We start from the raw sequence: 18361 nt of genomic DNA on the forward strand, positions 1-18361 counted from the left end.
CGCAGATGACCGTTGCAGTGAAGTTTACGTCGCAGGGCGCGATGTTGATCGGTGTACAGTAGCCGCTTGAAAAGGCATCTACGCAGCAGGCACCTATCTTGACTCTCACTATCGGTTCAGATTTCGACAGCGGCAACATTCTGGTTCTCGACGCAAGCGACCCGGCGCATATCAGGCTGGCGATTCGGCCCGACACGCAAAGTGCGCATTTCCAGTGGTTTCATTTCAAGGCAGACGGCCTGAACGTCGGCCAGACCTATGGCTTCAGCCTCATCAATGCCAGCGAATCCACCTTCAACAATGCCTGGACCGGCTACAACGCTGTAGCGTCTTACGACCATCAGAACTGGTTTCGGGTAGCGTCGGATTTCGACGGCAAGGCGCTGAATTTCAGCCTGGCCGCAGAGCAGCCGCAGGTCTGGTTTGCGTACTTCGAACCCTACAGCCGTGAACGCCATGACTGGCTGATCGAACAGGCTCAGGAAAAAGCCGGTGCACAGTTGCTGGCTGTCGGCAAAAGCGTCGAGGGTCGGGATATTCAGTTGCTGCGCAAAGGTGACGGTGCCGAAGGCAAACGCAAGATCTGGATGATTGCCCAGCAGCACCCTGGCGAACACATGGCCGAATGGTTCATGGAGGGCGTGATAGAACGCCTCCAGCAAAAGGATGACGCCCCACTGCAGCAATTGCTGGCGGAAGCGGATGTGTATCTGGTGCCCAACGCCAACCCGGACGGAGCCTTTCATGGCCACTTGCGCACCAACGCCAGCGGCAAGGACCTTAACCGCGCTTGGCAGGACAGTACCGAAGCGCTAAGCCCGGAAGTGTCCTTCATCAGGCAGCAGATGGAAAAATACGGCGTGGACATGTTCCTCGACGTGCACGGTGACGAGAAAATCCCTTACGTATTCACCGCCGCCTGCGAAGGTAATCCGGGGTATACCGCGCAACAACGCCAGCTTGAAGAGCGCTTTCGCAGCCGCCTGTGCGAGGTCAGCGACAACTTTCAGACGGTTCATGGCTACCCACGCGGCGCACCCGGTCAGGCCAACATGAACCTGGCCGCCAATGCCGTGGGCGAACGCTACAAGTGCCTGTCACTGACCCTGGAAATGCCGTTCAAGGATCACGACAACGCGCCAGACCCGGTCACCGGCTGGTCAGGCAAGCGCTCTGCGCAACTGGCCGGGGAAATACTGACCGTGCTGTCCGAGATGGTAAAAGAGCTTCGCTAAGAGCGCTGCTACCTTCAGGCAAACCGAAATGCCCACCTATGCGTGGGCATTTTTGTTTACGTTGGCGACCCGTCGTACGATCAGACTGGCCAGTGCGATCAGCGCCAGGGTGATCACCACTGCCCCGTAGACATTACTGGTCATCACCAGGCCCGCCGAGTGGGCGAAGTATCCGGCGACCAGTGCCGGTATGCAGAAGGCCAGGTAGCTGAGCACCAGAAAAGCCGACATCAGCCCGCCCCGCTCGTGGGCATGCGCCAGAGGCATGAGCATGCGCAGTGCGCCCAGAAAGCTCGATCCGAACCCCACACCTGCGACCACTGCGCCGACGAAAAACAGCCACAGCAAACCGAGGTTGATCGAAAGCAGTATCACCGCGACACCCAGTGGCAAAAAGCTCGCACCTACCCACAAGCCGAGCACCGGCTCGCGCTGACGCAGCGTCAGAATCGCCGCCGCGCCGCTGAGGGTCAGCGCCGCAACCGCCAGGCCGCCATTGAGCGGTGAAGTGGAACCGGTCGCCGCCACCAGCAAGGACGGGCTCAACGACAGAAAGAAGCCACCCAGTGCCCATGCGGCGATGTCCACCGGCAGAACCAGCCACAGCATGCGCCGTGCCTGCTGCGGTACATGCAATGAGGGCTTGAGGGATTGCCAGACACCGGGCTGGCGACTGACGGTTTCCTCGACGCGTCCCAGGTACAGGGCCTGACTCAGGAATGCGGCCAGCAACAAGCAGTAACCCAGCATAAGCGGCATCGGCGCGAACTGCGCCAGCAGTGCCGTGCCCAGAGCGCCAACGGCCATGCCGAGCATCGGCGAAATACTGTTGATCAACGGCCCTTTGACCGAATCATTGTCCAGCAAGGCTGCGCCCAGTGCGCTGGCAGCCAGCCCCGTCGCAAAACCCTGCAGCAGACGCGCGGCCACCAGCCAGCTGACATCACTGGCCAGAATGAACAGCAGCATCGAGACGCTTTGCAGCAGCAACGCGCCGAAAATCACCGGGCGCCGCCCCAGATAGTCCGACAGCGACCCACCCATCAGCAAGGCGGCCAGCAGGCTGAATGCATACACTGCAAAAATCAGGGTAAGCACGCCCGCCGAGAATCCCCATGCCTCCTGGTACAGGTGATAGAGCGGCGTGGGCGTGCTGGACGCGGCAAAAAAGCATAACGTGGTAAACGCCAGAAACCCGAGATGGTTTGGTGCCCGACCGTCAGACTTCACGTCTGGCGACGTCGAATCGTTTGAAGAAAGGGACATGAATACGCTCTCCGCCAATGCAACCTGTTAAAGCCATAAATTAGCTTTTGCGGAGTGTGCGACGTGGTAGCGCTTAAAGCAAATACTTTGTGTTAAGGTCCGCCGTATGGCTATTAAAGAAGCAATTCGCACCGGAGGCCGCAGTGCCCGGGTGCAGGAATCCATCCATCGCGCGGTCCGCGACTTGTTGCAGGAGCACGATCGCTCAGCACTCAGCGTGCCGATGATCGCGACCCGTGCAGGCGTTACGCCGTCGACCATTTATCGCCGCTGGGGTGATCTGACCACGTTGCTGGCGGACGCTGCCCTGGAGCGCCTGCGCCCTGACGTGCCGATCGATCAGGGCAGTCTGCATCAGGACCTGCTGACCTGGAGTGAAATGTATCTGGACGAAATGTCCTCGGCACCTGGCCGGGCATTGATGCGCGATGTGGCCGCCAGCACGTCTGGCTGTGTGGGCAAGTGTGCAGCGATGGTTCGCGAGCAGCTGCAGGTCATGATCGATCGCGCCATGGCTCGCGGCGAGGCTTCCCCCAGTGCCGACGACATGATCGATGCCGTCATTGCGCCCATGATTTACCGGATTCTGTATGCCGAATCGGCGCCGACGCCCGAACGCGTGCGTCAATGGGTCGACCGCTGCCTTAGCTGAGCCGCTTTGCGGGGAGTCAGAGGCGGCAACTCCCGTTATCATGCGCGCCTCGTCCGACACCAATGACCGAACCTATTCATGCACACCCTCGCAGATCTACGCGCCGGCAAGCTGGCAGGCATCAAACGGCTTGACCTCTCCTGTGGCCTGAGCGAATTCCCGGTCGAAATCTTCGACCTGGCCGACACGCTGGAAGTCTTGAATCTCAGCGGCAACAGGCTGACCTCGCTGCCCGACGACCTGTGTCGCCTGACCCGCCTGCGCGTCCTGTTCGTATCAGACAACGCCTTTACGCACCTGCCGGAAAGCATTGGCCAATGCCCGCAGTTGCAGATTGTCGGCCTCAAGGCCAATCGCATAGAGCAGGTCAGCGCAGCGGCACTGCCGCCGCGCCTGCGCTGGCTGATCCTCACCGACAACCGCATCGAGTCACTGCCCGACGAACTGGGCCGCCGCCCGGACCTGCAAAAGCTGATGCTCGCCGGCAACCGCTTGCGCACCCTGCCCTTGACCCTCGCGCAGTGTCACAAGCTGGAGCTGATCCGCATTGCGGCCAATCGTCTGACCGAGTTGCCGGACTGGCTGCTGAGCCTGCCTGCGCTGGCATGGCTCGCCTTCGCCGACAACCCGCTGTGCGCCGAACGTCCCACCGCGCCGATCCGGGAAATCCCCTGGCAGCACCTCAGCCTTCACCAGCGCCTGGGCGAAGGTGCGTCGGGAATCATCCAGCAGGCGGTCTGGCACGACGCCGGCGCTGAGCGCATGGCAGCGGTCAAGCTGTACAAGGGCGCGGTCACCAGCGATGGCTCGCCGCTCAATGAAATGGCCGCCTGCATCGCCGCAGGCCGCCACGCACAGCTGATCGAGGTGCTTGGACAGATCAGCGGGCATCCCGAGCAGCAGCGCGGCCTGGTCATGGCGCTGATAGCCCCCGATTTCGGCAATCTTGCCGGTCCGCCGAGCCTGGAGTCCTGTAGCCGCGATGTCTACGCCAACGACACGCGCTTTTCCCTGCCGGTGCTGCTGCGCCTCGCTGAAGGCATCGCATCGGTCACCGCGCACCTGCACGCCCGCGGGATCACGCATGGCGACCTTTATGGTCACAACATTCTTGTGCAAGAGGATGGCAATTGCCTGCTGAGCGACTTCGGCGCGGCGTCCTTTCACCCGTCAGCCGGGCTGGGTGAGGCGCTGGAGCGCATCGAAACGCGGGCATTCGGTATCTTGCTGGGGGAATTGCTGGAGCGTTGCGAGGCAGAACCGCAGGATCAGAACATCATGGCGGGTCTACAGGCGCTGCAGGCGAGCTGCGTGCAGCCTGATTGCCAGCAACGACCGTCGCTGGCAGAGGTTCTTCTACAGATCAAAACATGGAGCGCGTAAAGCGCTCCATTGCGCAGTGATCAGCCTGCCAGGCCCACGTAAACGTTCTGCACGTCATCATGGTTGTCGATGGCTTCGAGAAACGCTTCGACTTCGGCCATCTGCTCATCGGTCAGGCCGTCCACGGTGCTTTTCGGGCGGTAGCCCAGTTGCGCGGACTGAACGGTGAAACCGAATTCCGGGAGCGCCTTGCAGACCGCGTCCATGTCGGTGGATTCGGTCAGGAACAGCGTCGCGCCCTCTTCACCGGGCTCGAAATCCTGGGCGCCGGCCTCGATTGCCGCCAGCTCCGGGTCGGCATCCGCTGCTGCAGGAACAGCCTCGATCATGCCCTGATACAAAAAGTCCCACGAAACCGAACCCGCAGCACCCAACTGGCCTTTGCGGAACAGCACGCGAATTTCCGAGACCGTCCGATTAATGTTGTCGGTCAGGCACTCGACGATCACCGGCACGCGGTGTGGCGCAAAACCTTCGTAGGTCAGACGCTCGAAGTTAACGCTCTCACCCAGCAGGCCTGCGCCTTTCTTGATGGCACGCTCCAGGGTCTCGCGCGGCATCGAAGCCTTCTTGGCCTGCTCGACCACCAGCCGCAGACGCGAGTTCATGTCCGGGTCTGCGCCAGCACGAGCCGCGATCATGATCTCCTTGGACAGCTTGCCAAACGTACGTCCCTTGGCATTGGCTGCCGCTTCTTTATGCTTGACCTTCCACTGTGCGCCCATGTCTGCTCTCTTGATTCGCTAGGCACCTCGCCGTCTGCGCCTGCATAACTGACAGAACGCGACGCTGGCAAGGCGCTGAAAAAGGGTCACCGGCAAATACCCTGTCCGGCGCGGCGCATTTTATACGCGATCACGGCAGATGAAACCCCCGACAGGCAGATTGCCCTTATGAACTCGCCAGGATGGCTGCCAACTCGTCCAACCGCAATCATCGTCTTTCCATCAACGCTTGTAGGCTTTTTCCGAAAAACCTCGCAGCAATGCTTTTGTAACCCCGTATTCCGTAACCTGCGTGGCCCCGTTTTTCAAGCTAGAGAGCCCCGCCGATGCGCAAGGACCTGCAAGTGCCCTTCATGCTGGCGATCACCGACTGCCAGCCGGATCTGCATATCATCAGCTTCGCAGGCCATGAAGCCCTCAATGAAACGTATCGCTTCGACATCTGGATGATCGGCAGCGACCCGCAACTGGATGTGCGCAGCCTATTGAATCGTGAAGCGTTTCTAAGCTTCGGCGAATCCGGCAGCGGCAGGCATGGCCTTATCGACCATGCGGCGCGGCTCCACCGCGGGGCTCGCGTGAGTCTCTACCACCTGATTCTGGTGCCTGATCTGCACCGGCTGGTGCAACATCGACAACGCCGCACCTATCAGGACCTTGCGATTCCTCAACTGATCGTGCAGTTGCTTGAAGCGCACAGTATCGGCGCGAACGCATACCGATTCGAACACGTGAATGGTCTTTATCCTGCCAGGCCGCTGCATATCCAGTACGACGAAAGCGATCTGCACCTGCTGCAGCGCCTGTGCGAGGAAGAAGGCATGCATTTTCGTTTTGAGCATCGCCAGAGCGGCCATCGGCTGGTGTTCTCGGACGACGCTGCGAGCTTTCCGGCGCAGCCATTGCCGGTGCGCCTCAAGCACCCGCAAACGTCAGGCGCGCCGCGAGAGACGCTGGAGCACCTTGCCGAACGACTGGGTTTTCCGCCTGTTTCAAGGCAACCCACCGACCACCCGCAACCTGCGCGCGCACCCGAGCACCCTCTGACCATAGCGGCCAATCATGCCTTTCAACCGCCAGGCTTTCGTGGAGCAATCAGCCCCCAGGAGGCCCTGAGCCGGCAGCGTGGCAGTCGCAGGCTGGAGCGCCTGCGCTGCGAAAGGCGCGATGTCAGAGGGCGAAGCACAGACACCGCCTTGCAGTGTGGTGAAGTCATCCAGGTGCTCGATCATCCGGAGCCCTTGCTCAATGACCAATGGTTAGTGACCGAAGTGGTTCACGCGGGCAGGCAGTTACAGGTGCTGAAAGGTGCCGCCGCCCATGATGCACTGGCAATCCTGCGCATCCTCGTCGAAGCGCAACGTTCGTCACCCGAGGCTGAACAGCTGCAAGGCAACGGTTACTGCAACAGCTTCAGGGTCATTCCGTGGGCGACGCCGTTTCGACCGTCGATCAACCACCCGAGACCCGCGGCCACCGGTGAGCATTTCGCCACATTGCAGCGCAGCGACACCCAGCCGGGTCAACCCGGATATCGTTCAATCCGCTTCGACTGGCACGTGCAAAGCCCGCAAGACGAACCCGTACAACGCTGGCCGATGGCCGAGGTCGCCTGCCCGGAGGTTGATCGGCTAGCGCCGGGCGCACGAGTGCGGGTCCGCTTTCTCGACAATCATCCCGAACGGCCTGTGATTTGTGCAGTACTGTCACCGGGCCATGAGCTGGACGGGATGACGGCACAACCGGCTGGCTGTATTCGAGTGGCGAGCGGTGAGCACTTGCACGTCAATGCCCACGACGGATTGCTGGTGCGCGGGCAAGCCGCGGCGCTGCACGTTGACGCGCAACGTATCCTGATCGTGGGCCATAAAGATCAGCAGTCCTTGAAATCGGGCTGGCGCTTGTCGATAAAGGCGCGCATGCCCTCCTTCTGATCCTGGCTGGCGAACGCGGCGTGAAACACCCGGCGTTCGAAGCGGATGCCTTCGGCCAGGCTGACCTCGAATGCGCGGTTGACACTCTCCTTGACCATCATCGCCACTGGCAGGGATTTACTGGCGATGACCGCTGCCACTGCCAGCGCTTCCGGCAGCAACTGATCGAGCGGCAGCACGCGGGCCACCAGACCCGCGCGCTCGGCCTCATGAGCATCGATCAACCGGCCAGTCAGGCACATTTCCATGGCCTTGGCTTTGCCCACCGCGCGGGTCAGGCGCTGCGTACCGCCCATGCCCGGCAACACGCCGAGATTGATCTCGGGCTGTCCAAACCTGGCGTTTTCAGCGGCCAGAATGAAATCGCACATCAATGCCAGTTCACAGCCGCCACCCAAGGCAAAACCGGCTACCGCAGCCACCAGGGGTTTGCGTCGGGCGGCGACCCGGTCGCTTTCACGAAACAGGTCATCGAGGTAGATCTGTGGGTAGGACAGGTCGACCATTTCCTTGATGTCCGCACCGGCGGCAAAGGCTTTTTCCGAACCAGTCAGTACGATGCAGCCGATCGCACCGTCCGCCTCGAACTGGTCGAGGGCATGGTTCAGTTCGTTGATCAGGCGCGCATTCAAGGCGTTCAACGCATTGGGCCGGTTCAGCTTGATCAGACCTACACTACCTACAACCTCTATGAGAAGCGTCTCGTAAAGCATTGATAAATATCCTTTTTGTTTAATTATGCAATAAGCAGCTTTTTATAGAATTAACATTCAATTATTAGATCAAGCCATTGATTAATAATGGTTAATTCAAAATCTCGACAGCTATTGCGGTAGCTTCACCGCCGCCGATGCAGATCGCCGCAATGCCACGCTTGAGCTGTCGATGCTGCAAGGCCGCCAGCAGCGTCACGATGATTCGCGCACCCGAGGCACCGATCGGATGGCCGAGCGCGCAGGCCCCGCCATTGACGTTGACCTTCTCGTGTTCAAGCCCCAGTTCGTGCATCGCCACCAGCGGCACCACGGCAAACGCCTCATTGATCTCGAACAGATCGACGTCGTCCAGCGCCCAGCCTGTCTTGCCCAAAAGGCGCTGAATGGCGCCTATCGGCGCCGTTGGAAACAGACTCGGCCGATCGGCGAACGCAGCATGCGCATGTAACACCGCCAGAGGCTTCAGGCCACGCCGCTGAGCCTCGGACTGACGCATCAACAGCAGCGCTGCTGCGCCATCGGAGATAGAACTGGAGTTGGCCGCGGTGACCGTGCCGCCCTTGCGAAAAGCGGGTTTGAGCGTGGGAATCTTGTCCGGACGCGCCTTGGGTGGCTGCTCATCGTGAGTGATTTGCCTCGACTCTTTGCCCACGGTGACTTGCACTGGCACGATCTCGGCGTCGAAATGGCCTCCGGCAATGGCCTGTTGCGCGCGAGCCAGTGAGGCCAGGGCAAACGCATCCTGTGCCTCGCGACTGAAACCGTTGAGCCCGGCGCAGTCCTCGGCGAAGGTGCCCATCAACCGGCCTGGCTCATAGGCATCCTCGAGGCCGTCGAGAAACATGTGATCGAGCACCTTGCCATGCCCCATGCGATAGCCGCTGCGCGCGCGGTCCAGCAGGTAAGGCGCATTGGACATGCTCTCCATGCCGCCAGCCACCACCACCGCAGTACTGTCTGCCAGCAACAGGTCATGGGCCATGATTGCGGTCTGCATGCCGGAACCGCACATCTTGTTGACCGTGCTGCACAGCGTCGCATGGCTCAGCCCGGCACCCAGCGCCGCCTGCCGAGCGGGTGCCTGACCGAGACCTGCCGGCAGTACACAACCAAACAGTACATGCTCCACGTCTTCAGGCTCAATGCCTGCGCGCTCGACAGCGGCACGGATGGCGATCGATCCCAGCGCGGTGGCACTGAGGCTCTGCAGGTCGCCCTGAAAACCGCCCATGGGCGTGCGCACGGCACTGACAATGACCACAGGATCTTGACGAGGGGGTGTCCTTTCGATGGACATGGCTATCTCCAGTCTTGTTTTTATAGGTACGGTTTTCTATAGGTACGGTGGAATCATCAACCTGCTGCCTTGCAGACGCAATGGTTGAGGCAGGCAGATTAGCCGCTATCCCGGCATCGTGCCTGGCGCGCCGAATCTCTCATCACCGGCGAGGTCTGAAGATCACTGAACCTGACGCTGGAGCACACGAATGTCGCTACGCCTGATCCGCGCCCTGCTCTCGGGACTGCTCATCCTCGGCTTGAGCGCCTGTGCGCTGATTCCCCATCGAGACCCGCTGACGATCAGCGTCGTGGGTATCGAACCCATCCCCGGTCAGGGTCTGGAACTGCGCATGGCGGTAACGTTGCGGGTGCAGAATCCAAACGAAACCGAGATCAACTACAACGGCGTCGCGCTGGACCTCGACGTGAACGACAGGCTGCTGGCCTCCGGGGTCAGCAACCAGAAAGGCACTGTAGGACGCTTTTCCGAGGCAGTGCTGGTGGTGCCGGTCAGCGTGTCGGCATTCGCGGCCCTACGCCAGGCACTGGGGCTCAGTCAGAGCCAGCGTCTGGACAATCTGCCCTATACGCTTCGCGGCAAGCTGGCTGGCGGCCTGTTCGGTACGATGCGCTTCAGTGACAGCGGCACGCTGGATTTGCGCCAGGCAGAGGGAGATCCCTGGTAACAAGTCATTACGGGTGGTAATGCATGTAGGGGTTTGGCAGGGTAAACGGGACGACACAGGTGGCATGCTTTCTGCTGGCTGACTGCAGCGCATGCTCTGCACCTCCCCACCCTCAAGGAAGATTTGCCAATGACCCCACAGAACCCGTCAGCACGTTTTTTCCCGACTTTTCTGGCCCTTGTGACGCTGATGCTCAGCCTGTGCATGGCACCGTCATGGGCTGCAGAAAAAAGCGCCAAGCGCGGCATCGCCTACGACATCGCCTTGCCCGCCGACCTGAGTGCGTTATCGTCGGGCGTGAGCTGGTGGTACAACTGGAGCCCCAGGCCCCATGACCGTCTGGCGTCTTACGATTACGCCTCGATGTACGGTGTGGATTTCATCCCGATGGTGTGGAACGGCAACGTTGACGACGGGCAGTTGAAGCAATACCTGCTGGCTCACTCAGCCATCCGCTATCTGCTGGTGATCAATGAGCCGAATCTGCTCGATCAGGCCAACATGACACCCGAAGCGGCGGCCAGCTTCTGGCCGAGGCTGGAACAGATCGCCGCCCAGACCGGTGTAAAGCTGGTGGGGCCAGCGATGAACTGGGGAACCATGCCAGGCTACGGCGACCCGGTCGTGTGGCTCGATGCCTTCTACACGGCCTATCGGTCGATGAATCAGAATCGGGACCCGCGCATCGATTACCTGGCTTTTCACTGGTACGACTATGGCTTGCCGGGGATGCTCGACCGACTGGCAAAGTACGGAAAGCCCTTCTGGGTCACCGAGTTCGCCAATTGGCACGCCCCGGATGACGGAGCGCAGATTGATTCAGTCGACAAGCAGAAACGCCAGATGGCGGAGATGGTCGCTACCCTTGAGCAGCGCCAGGACGTGTTCAGATACGCTTGGTTCACGGGCCGGATGAACCCTGACCCGCACTTTTCAAGCTTGCTGGACGCTGAAGGCAAGCTGACCGAACTGGGCCAGTATTACCTGTCGCTGCCACACAGCGAGTAACCCCGCGCGGCTCGGTCAACGCATCTTCGCAGCCTCTCAGCGAGGCTGCGCCGATCTCGGTCAGACCACTGATGATGTGTTGGGTGTAGGGAAATGACTGATCGGGTTCCAGGACTCTTGTCGAGATCAACAGCCCTTCCCTGACCAGCGTGTCGACCGTCGCCACACAGACATGGATCGCCGGGGCGCTTGAATACGCGCGCACCAGCTCCCTGTAGATCTGACCGAAGGTCAGTTTTTGCGGTTTGCTGAAGCACAGGCGACCGACGATGCTCAACACCGCGAGGTCCACCCGCTGTTTTCCGTCACTCACCACTATTGCCTTTAACGAAAATAAAAATGACGCACCACCGGCTGATTATTCCTATCGCCCTTGTGCCATTTGTACAGGGCAAAGGTTGATCGATACTGCACAATTTCACGTCCAGTTTTAATGGAATAAATAGTAAGGGCGTCGTTGATTAATGTTCACTCCACGCGGTGAAAACCCCTTTAAGCGTTCATTAATTCATGTGGACATCTCGATACTTTCTCTTAAAGAGCCAGCCTTTAAAACGCGCACGAACCACGAGGATGCGAAGCTTACCAGCTCGCTAAACCTAACGACAATTAGGTTTATTAAAAAACAATAAAAACCCATATAGATGGAATATATTGGCTATTAATTGCGTTAAAATTGTCAATTTAACGATTTTATTCTTAAAATTCTGTTTAAATCATCTGGCCTCATCTGAAAAAACCACGTGATAGCCATGTGGCATCATTTATTAAAATCTCCATTGCTCATACTTTAGTGGCCTGTGAACTTTTTACTGTCGCGCTGGACTGAGTGTTCAGCCGAGCCCTGCGCCATTGCAACAGCCGTCCGTTTTTATCCTGCAAACCATCAATCGAGATTCAATCGATGAATAGATCAATGCTGTCTGTTTTCAGTGCAGTACTTCTGTGCGCGCAAAGTGCCTTAACTTTCGCCGCGGACTCAACTTCCAGCACACCTGCCAATGGGTCCGATCAACAGATCCGGACGCAGGTGGAAGCCAAGCGCGACCAGTTGTCAGGCGCCGACAAGATCAATCCGGCCCAACAACAGAGTTCGTCGTCCCTGCTTGACGCGCCGGTGGACACCGACGACGCCCCTGCCCAGGCACAACGACCATGAACAACCTCAATCAACCGATCACATCGACCGGAAGGACACTTGCCTTGTCAGCCTTCAAACAGACGCTGGGCCTGAGCCTGCTGACGTTCAGCGTCATGCAGGCCAACCTGGCACTCGCCGCCGTGACCCCGGCGACCGGCAACGAAGTCGAGGCGCGTGTCAGCTCGATTCTCGACAACATGAGCCAGTCGGAAAAGATCAACTTCACCCGCGTCAACGACGGCCACATGATCCCGTCCCTGCTCAAGTGGGGCATCAAGGGCACCGTGGCGTATGACTCGTCCATGGGCGTGCACGTCAACAACGCCACATTCGGCGCTCAATACCCGTCGCAGTCTGCGCTGGCAGCGACCTGGAGCATCAACCGGGCCAAGGAATTCGGCCTGGCCATCGCTTATGAAACGCGCATTTCCGGCGGTCAGCAGATGCTCTCGCCGGGCGCGAACCTGTACCGGACGCCCTACAACGGCCGCTCGGCAGAATACGTTAGCGGTGAAGACCCGTTCCTCGGCGCCGTGCTGGCACCCGCTATCGTCAACGGCATCCAGGCCCAAGGTATCCAGGCGAGCGGCAAGCACTACCTGGCCAACGAGCAGGAAGCCAATCGTCAGGCGATCGACGTCAAGGTCGATGAGCGCACCCTGCGCGAGCTGTACCTGCCAGGCTTCGAATCGATGGTGAAGAACGCCAATGTCGCCTCGATCATGTGCGGCTTCAACAAAGTCAACGGCGACTACGCCTGCGAAAACCATCACCTGATCACCGAAGTGCTCAAGGGCGAATGGGGCTATCAGGGCATGGTCATCAGTGACTTCAATGCCATTCATGATGCCTTCAAGGGCGCGTGGGCGGGTACGGACATCGACATGCCCTCCGGCCTGCAGTTTACCGAAGCCAATCTCCTGCCCTACCTGTGGAGCGGGCAACTGACTCAGAACGTGATCGACGACAAGGTCAAACGCAACCTGCGCGGCATCGTCAGCTATGACCTGCAGAACAACCTCAACACCGCCAAGACCCTGGAGCATCCGGAATACGGCATGCGTGCCGCGCTGAATTCCGCGCGCGAATCCATCGTGTTGCTGCGCAACGAGAACACCGCTGCCGGCAAACCGCTGCTGCCGCTGGACCGTTCGGCAAAAATCGCCGTGATCGGCAACTGGGCGCACGACGTACCGGCATCGCCTTTCGGCACCGCTAACTCACCGCCCAACAGCTACGTGACCGAGCTGAGCGGTTTGCAGCAACTCGCATCCAGCAGCAGCGATGTCACGTATCTGTCAGAGATGAGCCTGAATCCGGCGAGCTCGGTGTGGTATCAGCCAGCAACCGGCGACAACGGGATCAGCAACGCCGGGGTAAAAGCCGAATACTTCTCCAACACCAGCTTTTCCGGTGACCCGGTGCTGACGCGTGTCGAGCCCGGCGTGAACCTGAACTGGACCACCGGCAGCAACGTGACCAACGCAGGCAGCACTGCGGTGTCTGGCTTCAGCCCGACAGCCGGTGCTTTCTCGGCACGTTTCACCACCACCATCAAGCCCACCATCTCGGGTGCTCAGGCGTTCAAGGTGCGTGCAGATGGCCCCTACAAGCTCTGGGTCAACGATGAACTCATCGTGCAGAGCGACGGCGTGCCTTACTCGGGCGATGTGGTGAATGCGCTGACAACGTCGGGTAAAACTGCGGCATTGTCGGCCGGCAAGACCTATACCGTGAAACTGGAATACCAGCGCGTACAGGGCAATTTCATTCCGGCACTGGGCGGCCTGACCGGCGTACAGATGAGCTGGGCTGCGTTGCGTCCGCCAAAGGACCTGTCGAAATACGATGCGGTGGTGGTTGCGACCGGCACCACGTCTGAAAACGAAGGCGAAGGTTCCGACCACGGCTTCGATCTGCCAGACCAACAGGCGGAACTGATCAGCTTCGTCGCCAAGGCCAACCCCAACACCATCGTGGTCATGCACGGCGGCGGCGTGGCCAATATGCAGCCATGGGCGAACAAGGTCGGCGCTGCACTGCAAGCCTGGTTCCCGGGCCAGCAAGGCGGTCAGGCACTGGCCGAGATCCTCTATGGCAAGATCAACCCGTCGGGCAAGTTGCCGGTCACGATCGACAAGAACATTGAGGACAACCCGAGCTATGCCTCTTATCCGGACCCGGCGGCCTACCGCGGCAGCAACCCGCTGACCGAGATGACCTACAGCGAAGGCCTGTACATGGGTTATCGCGGGTATGACAAGAAACACGCCAAGCCGCTCTATCCATTCGGTTATGGCCTGTCCTACACCACGTTCAGCTACAGCGACCTGAAACTGTCGACCAACGTGCTGACCCCAGGCTCGACGGTTGACGTGAAATTCACGGTGACCAACACCGGCGACAAGGCAGGCTTTGAAGTGGCGCAGCTGTACGTGCAGCCGGTCAAACCTGCTGTTGACCGCCCGGAGAAAGAGCTCAAGGGCTTCACCAAGGTGTACCTGCAGCCTGGCGAGAGCAAGACCGTCAGCGTACCGATAGACTCGCGCTCCCTGGCTTACTACGTCGACAAGACGGCAAGCTGGGACGTCGATGCCGGGAAATTCAAGATCCTCGTCGGCGCGGATTCTGAGAACCTCACGCTCAACAGGACGCTGATCACCCTGTACCCGGAAAAACTGACCACGCGTGACAGCAACCCGCTGCCATTGCCACTGCGCAAGGCAGTCCAGGTCAGCGCTGCACAGACCTACTGATGCACCCCGTCAAGGCTCATGGATGAGCCTTGATATCCCTTCCCAATCGCTGCACATAGATATCGAAAACCGCCATGACATCCACGTCCTGGGGGCTTCGCAGCCACTGAATCTGCAAGCCGTCCATGACCGAGAAGATCTCCTGGGCCAGGGCTTTGACATTGATATCGCCGCGCACTTCCCCCGCTTCTATCAACGCCTGCAAATGCCCGCGTGCGTGTTCGTGGGTCAGATGGAATCGTTCAAGGTGCCAGGCCCATGCCGGGTGCGCCTTCGACAGGCTCTCGGTATTCATCAGCAACGCGGCCTGACATTCCTCGGCGCTCTCGATACTGAAACTCATGCTCAGTTTGAGAAACTTCAGAAACCCTTCAAGCGTCGGCTCGGTGACCAGATCCTGAAAACGCGAGGTGACCCGCTGGTCCCTGCGTTCCAGCAGGGCGGCGAGCAGTGCTTCCTTGTTGGGGAAATGGTGCAGCAACCCTACCGTGGTGATACCGGCAAGCAGTGCAACCTCGCGCATCGACGCGCTCGAATAGCCGTCTCTGGCAAAAACAACGGTAGCGGCGTCCAGCAAGGCCTTTCTGCGCATGTCTCCCTTGGGCGCGCGGCGACGCTTGGGTGGTGCCGTTTCTGCGGATTCATTCCCTGATTCTTCGATGACCATAAAAACCTGATAACGCCTTGATTCAATGTACCCCGACGCTCATGACCGGGGCCCTGCTGGTAAAAAACCGTTTCGCCGTCAGCGACGCCGTGGTGATGGAGACCAGCGCGATGAGCGCATTGCCGGTAAACATGCCGGGCAAGGCACCACTGCTGCCAAACCAGTGGGTCCCGGCGAAGACGAACGGCACCGTACCCGCCGTTGCCCTCAGCCAGGCAAACACCGCGACCCACCATGACCTGTTCATGGTCAGGAACACCGCGATGGCGACAAAATCCAGACCAATCAGAACCCAGAGACCGCCGCCCCACAAACAAAAGGCCATGAACACGGCGCGGGCTTCGTCCCCCAATTGGTAGAGGTCGGCAATCATGCCACCACAGAGCAGGAGCACCAGCCACACGGCCAGCCCGTAGCAGACCACCAGCCGCCGGGTAAAAATGACCGCAGAACGCACGCGATCATCGCGGCTCGCACCAATGTTCTGACCCAGCACCGGAGCCAGCGCGCCAGGCAGGGCAAAAAAAGCGCAGTACGAAAACTGTATGACCCGATCCAGCACCGTCATCGCGGCCAGAGCGGAAGTGCCAAATGCCGATAGCGAGGCGACAAGATAAGCCAAACCGACCGGCGTCGCCAGATTTGCCGCCATCGCCGGGAGCGCCAGCCTGAAAGTATGCCGCGCATGCAGACGCAACAGTTTCAGATGGCGGGTAAACACCATGCCTATTCGGCTGCGCACCCAATACAGCCCGATGGATGCTGAAACTGCTGCGGATACGGCAAACGCGATCCCTGCACCGTCGAGCCCCAGGCCGAGCCCGAAGATGAAAAACGGGTCTGCCACTGCCAGCGAGGCGGCAGCGGACAGCACAACGCCCATCGCCCGGCGGTTGTCACCAATGGTTCTGAGCATCTGCGCCGACATCTGCATCACCGCCTGCAACGCGGTAAAAGGCAGGGTCAGCCAGATAAAACTGCGCGCTGCTTCGTAAGTGGCCGCCTCGGCACCCAGCCATCGCATGATCGGCACGATAAACGTCAACTGGGCGGCGGCTGCCAGACCGCTGACCGTGATCACCATGAGCATCAGGCTGCCAGTGAGCCTGGGTATCGATCTGGCCGCACGATGGCCGATACGCGCGGAAAGCACCGACGCCCCGGCGATGATGAGGCCGGTTGCCAGCGCGCCGTTGAAAAACATCAGGACTTTGGCAATGCCGACCGCTGCCAGAAGCACGGGATCATGCAGCATCGATACGTAGACCAGCGTGAGAATGTCGACCAGAAAGACGGCGAACAGGCTCAAGGCGCTGGCACTGGCGGTGACGACGATATGACGCGCTACGCTGCCTTGGGTAAATCTTGCACTGGCTTGGGCCATCAACGTTCTCAAAAGGCCTTACGGATCAGGAAGGCAAGACACCCTCACCAAGACACCCTCACGCTGTACCGTGAAGAACGATCAGCGCCGGATTGTCGGATCGCTGTCGGATGTGCTGCTACCTGCTCGCCGCCATCAGACGATTCACTTCACTGCGGACCATGTTGGCGTATTCCGGCGGACTCATGGTGTCCAGTTCGGAACGAACCCACTCAGACCACTTGCCCTTGCGCTTGGCGCGCTCGCCCATCAGGCGTGCCGCCTCGCCTTTTGCCTTGCCCAGATTGCTCTGCCACAGTTCGAACAGCCGGGATTTTTCGTCTTCGAGAGCGGTACGCTCAGGGAGCGGCCGATTGGCCAGATTGAAACTCATCACAGTCACCTACGGCTAAAAACGGCTGCATCTTACACCCGTAAGGGGCATTGTTTGCAGAGTCTTGCGTCGGGTCATTCAAGCAATTGCAACTTTTCAGGATGCGCGAGACTCCATTGAACACTGTTGCCACCACTTGAAAGGAATACACCCATGGCTCGTAAGACCCCTGCTCAACAAGCTGCCGATCAAATCAAGGATCAGGCATTCAGTGACCTGCAGGCACTGATCGAAGAATCCGACAAATTGCTCAAGGAAAGTGCTGCTCTGGTGGGTGAAGAAGCAGAGACACTGCGCGCACAGTTGAGCGCCAAACTCAAGCAGGCACTGGACTCGATGGCCAGCGTTCGCGACCGCACCAAGCCGGTTGTCGAAGCGACCGAAACCTACATCGGTGGTCACCCATGGCAGACCGTGGCTATTTCTGCGGGCTTTGGCCTGGTAGTAGGCCTGCTGCTGGGTCGTCGTTGATCGACTGATGAACGGCATCGCGGGCCAGGTTGCTGGCCCGCGATGCTGATGCAGTAACGCGTGATGAAGCAGATGTAAACCTGGCGAATGCCTTAGCGGGTGTGCTGTACCACAGACGGCTCGGCAAAACGGTGCGATTTGGTCACCTTCGCCTGTAACGCCACGCGCTCTTCCTCGGCCTTGGCCTGGCTTTCATAAGGTCCTATCAATACCTGCTGTTTCCCGTCCACGTCCACGATGATCGGGGCATAACTGCGCTCGAGCAACCAGGCGCTGGAATCGCTGACCGCCTCCCGCGAGTTCATCTGAATGAACCACTGCGGCGTAGAGACCGGAGCAGTCGCTGCCGTCCCCTGGACTTTATCCCTGGCGGGCCCGCCTCCATCGCATCCGGCCAGAGCCAGTACCGCTATCATCATTACCGTCTTGCGCACGTAGGTTTGCTCCTCGTCTGAAGTGGCGCGAGTCTAACATCGCGGCGCGGCCCGTTGATCACCTGTGTCGAGGTGTCGCACTGCCTCTGGAATGACGTGAAGTACCTGCAATACGGGGCTATCACCACATCGGGCCGGTTTGGCGGCAACCGCCGATCATGTAATCAGATATTTCTTTGCATATAAACGCCACAGGAAGTGTCACATGACTGCGACCATGTTGATCGGTGGCTTGCCGCCATCGATGCA

At 59.6% G+C, this 18361-nt stretch carries 17 protein-coding genes and 1 pseudogene; 9 read left to right on the forward strand and 9 right to left on the reverse strand.

The window, feature by feature from the left end; all coding sequences use genetic code 11:
- Positions 1-98 precede the first annotated feature (98 nt).
- On the forward strand, positions 99-1235 hold the full coding sequence (locus JOE39_RS08840) for a M14-type cytosolic carboxypeptidase (RefSeq protein WP_046266012.1): 1137 nt from the start codon (positions 99-101) through the stop codon (positions 1233-1235).
- A 36-nt stretch (positions 1236-1271) separates the two neighbouring features.
- Here JOE39_RS08840 and JOE39_RS08845 read toward each other — a convergent pair whose 3' ends face one another.
- On the reverse strand, positions 1272-2501 hold the full coding sequence (locus JOE39_RS08845; protein ID WP_024665017.1) for an MFS transporter: 1230 nt from the start codon (positions 2499-2501) through the stop codon (positions 1272-1274).
- A gap of 106 nt (positions 2502-2607) precedes the next feature.
- Here JOE39_RS08845 and JOE39_RS08850 point away from each other — a divergent pair, with 106 nt between their 5' ends.
- Positions 2608-3153: a TetR/AcrR family transcriptional regulator gene (locus JOE39_RS08850; RefSeq protein ID WP_003394725.1), complete on the forward strand. Its 546-nt coding sequence runs from the start codon at positions 2608-2610 to the stop codon at positions 3151-3153.
- A gap of 78 nt (positions 3154-3231) precedes the next feature.
- Complete coding sequence (locus JOE39_RS08855; RefSeq protein ID WP_046266013.1) at positions 3232-4536, forward strand: leucine-rich repeat-containing protein kinase family protein; 1305 nt, start codon at positions 3232-3234, stop codon at positions 4534-4536.
- Between the two features lie 20 nt (positions 4537-4556).
- Here JOE39_RS08855 and JOE39_RS08860 read toward each other — a convergent pair whose 3' ends face one another.
- Entirely contained in the window at positions 4557-5261 is a 705-nt protein-coding gene (locus JOE39_RS08860; protein ID WP_003364547.1) for a YebC/PmpR family DNA-binding transcriptional regulator, read from the reverse strand.
- A 326-nt stretch (positions 5262-5587) separates the two neighbouring features.
- Here JOE39_RS08860 and tssI point away from each other — a divergent pair, with 326 nt between their 5' ends.
- Entirely contained in the window at positions 5588-7195 is a 1608-nt protein-coding gene (gene tssI, locus JOE39_RS08865) for a type VI secretion system tip protein TssI/VgrG (protein ID WP_057445328.1), read from the forward strand.
- Here the strand turns inward: tssI and JOE39_RS08870 are convergent.
- Together JOE39_RS08870 and JOE39_RS08875 are read right to left on the reverse strand one after the other, a co-directional pair.
- A complete protein-coding gene (locus JOE39_RS08870; protein WP_024662353.1) occupies positions 7135-7908 on the reverse strand; it encodes an enoyl-CoA hydratase in 774 nt (257 codons plus the stop codon). The two genes, tssI and JOE39_RS08870, sit on opposite strands and share 61 nt — an antisense overlap.
- Positions 7909-7999: 91 nt before the next feature.
- Positions 8000-9208 carry an acetyl-CoA C-acyltransferase gene (locus tag JOE39_RS08875; RefSeq protein WP_210077458.1) on the reverse strand — a complete coding sequence of 403 codons (1209 nt, stop codon included), beginning with the start codon at positions 9206-9208 and terminating at the stop codon, positions 8000-8002.
- A gap of 190 nt (positions 9209-9398) precedes the next feature.
- On the opposite strand from JOE39_RS08875, the gene JOE39_RS08880 reads away from it, so the two are divergent.
- The gene (locus JOE39_RS08880; protein WP_003411342.1) at positions 9399-9878 is read left to right on the forward strand and encodes an LEA type 2 family protein; all 480 of its coding nucleotides are present in this window, start codon (positions 9399-9401) and stop codon (positions 9876-9878) included.
- A gap of 129 nt (positions 9879-10007) precedes the next feature.
- Positions 10008-10886: a glycoside hydrolase family protein gene (locus tag JOE39_RS08885; RefSeq protein WP_010409283.1), complete on the forward strand. Its 879-nt coding sequence runs from the start codon at positions 10008-10010 to the stop codon at positions 10884-10886.
- 37 nt (positions 10887-10923) lie between these two features.
- Here the strand turns inward: JOE39_RS08885 and JOE39_RS26535 are convergent.
- Positions 10924-11205: pseudogene (locus tag JOE39_RS26535) on the reverse strand (hypothetical protein); the annotation flags it as partial.
- Positions 11206-11802: 597 nt separating this feature from the next.
- On the opposite strand from JOE39_RS26535, the gene JOE39_RS08895 reads away from it, so the two are divergent.
- Positions 11803-12045, forward strand: a complete 243-nt coding sequence (locus JOE39_RS08895; protein WP_003394714.1) for a hypothetical protein — start codon at positions 11803-11805, stop codon at positions 12043-12045.
- The gene (locus JOE39_RS08900) at positions 12042-14783 is read left to right on the forward strand and encodes a glycoside hydrolase family 3 C-terminal domain-containing protein (protein WP_210077456.1); all 2742 of its coding nucleotides are present in this window, start codon (positions 12042-12044) and stop codon (positions 14781-14783) included. The genes JOE39_RS08895 and JOE39_RS08900 overlap by 4 nt, the downstream gene beginning before the upstream one ends.
- Positions 14784-14799: 16 nt before the next feature.
- Here JOE39_RS08900 and JOE39_RS08905 read toward each other — a convergent pair whose 3' ends face one another.
- The 3 genes from JOE39_RS08905 to JOE39_RS08915 form a co-directional block, all read right to left on the reverse strand.
- Positions 14800-15450 (reverse strand): TetR/AcrR family transcriptional regulator, encoded by a 651-nt coding sequence (locus JOE39_RS08905; RefSeq protein ID WP_003394712.1) that lies wholly within the window; start codon positions 15448-15450, stop codon positions 14800-14802.
- Positions 15451-15472: 22 nt separating this feature from the next.
- On the reverse strand, positions 15473-16834 hold the full coding sequence (locus JOE39_RS08910; protein WP_003394711.1) for an MATE family efflux transporter: 1362 nt from the start codon (positions 16832-16834) through the stop codon (positions 15473-15475).
- 118 nt (positions 16835-16952) lie between these two features.
- Positions 16953-17207: a hypothetical protein gene (locus tag JOE39_RS08915; protein WP_003315380.1), complete on the reverse strand. Its 255-nt coding sequence runs from the start codon at positions 17205-17207 to the stop codon at positions 16953-16955.
- Between the two features lie 153 nt (positions 17208-17360).
- Here JOE39_RS08915 and JOE39_RS08920 point away from each other — a divergent pair, with 153 nt between their 5' ends.
- Positions 17361-17678, forward strand: a complete 318-nt coding sequence (locus JOE39_RS08920) for a DUF883 family protein (protein ID WP_003384070.1) — start codon at positions 17361-17363, stop codon at positions 17676-17678.
- A 92-nt stretch (positions 17679-17770) separates the two neighbouring features.
- Here JOE39_RS08920 and JOE39_RS08925 read toward each other — a convergent pair whose 3' ends face one another.
- Positions 17771-18112, reverse strand: a complete 342-nt coding sequence (locus JOE39_RS08925) for a hypothetical protein (protein WP_003319121.1) — start codon at positions 18110-18112, stop codon at positions 17771-17773.
- Positions 18113-18361 lie beyond the last annotated feature (249 nt).

Source organism: Pseudomonas sp. PvP100 (assembly GCF_017833055.1).
Lineage (GTDB): Bacteria > Pseudomonadota > Gammaproteobacteria > Pseudomonadales > Pseudomonadaceae > Aquipseudomonas > Aquipseudomonas syringae.

Bases quoted from the DNA above. Each gene is read 5' to 3' on its own strand.
- JOE39_RS08845 (WP_024665017.1), bottom strand. From the start codon at position 2,501: ATGTCCCTTTCTTCAAACGATTCGACGTCGCCAGACGTGAAGTCTGAC.
- JOE39_RS08850 (WP_003394725.1), top strand. From the start codon at position 2,608: ATGGCTATTAAAGAAGCAATTCGCACCGGAGGCCGCAGTGCCCGGGTG.
- JOE39_RS08855 (WP_046266013.1), top strand. From the start codon at position 3,232: ATGCACACCCTCGCAGATCTACGCGCCGGCAAGCTGGCAGGCATCAAA.
- JOE39_RS08860 (WP_003364547.1), bottom strand. From the start codon at position 5,261: ATGGGCGCACAGTGGAAGGTCAAGCATAAAGAAGCGGCAGCCAATGCC.
- tssI (WP_057445328.1), top strand. From the start codon at position 5,588: ATGCGCAAGGACCTGCAAGTGCCCTTCATGCTGGCGATCACCGACTGC.
- JOE39_RS08870 (WP_024662353.1), bottom strand. From the start codon at position 7,908: ATGCTTTACGAGACGCTTCTCATAGAGGTTGTAGGTAGTGTAGGTCTG.
- JOE39_RS08875 (WP_210077458.1), bottom strand. From the start codon at position 9,208: ATGTCCATCGAAAGGACACCCCCTCGTCAAGATCCTGTGGTCATTGTC.
- JOE39_RS08880 (WP_003411342.1), top strand. From the start codon at position 9,399: ATGTCGCTACGCCTGATCCGCGCCCTGCTCTCGGGACTGCTCATCCTC.
- JOE39_RS08885 (WP_010409283.1), top strand. From the start codon at position 10,008: ATGACCCCACAGAACCCGTCAGCACGTTTTTTCCCGACTTTTCTGGCC.
- JOE39_RS08895 (WP_003394714.1), top strand. From the start codon at position 11,803: ATGCTGTCTGTTTTCAGTGCAGTACTTCTGTGCGCGCAAAGTGCCTTA.
- JOE39_RS08900 (WP_210077456.1), top strand. From the start codon at position 12,042: ATGAACAACCTCAATCAACCGATCACATCGACCGGAAGGACACTTGCC.
- JOE39_RS08905 (WP_003394712.1), bottom strand. From the start codon at position 15,450: ATGGTCATCGAAGAATCAGGGAATGAATCCGCAGAAACGGCACCACCC.
- JOE39_RS08910 (WP_003394711.1), bottom strand. From the start codon at position 16,834: ATGGCCCAAGCCAGTGCAAGATTTACCCAAGGCAGCGTAGCGCGTCAT.
- JOE39_RS08915 (WP_003315380.1), bottom strand. From the start codon at position 17,207: ATGAGTTTCAATCTGGCCAATCGGCCGCTCCCTGAGCGTACCGCTCTC.
- JOE39_RS08920 (WP_003384070.1), top strand. From the start codon at position 17,361: ATGGCTCGTAAGACCCCTGCTCAACAAGCTGCCGATCAAATCAAGGAT.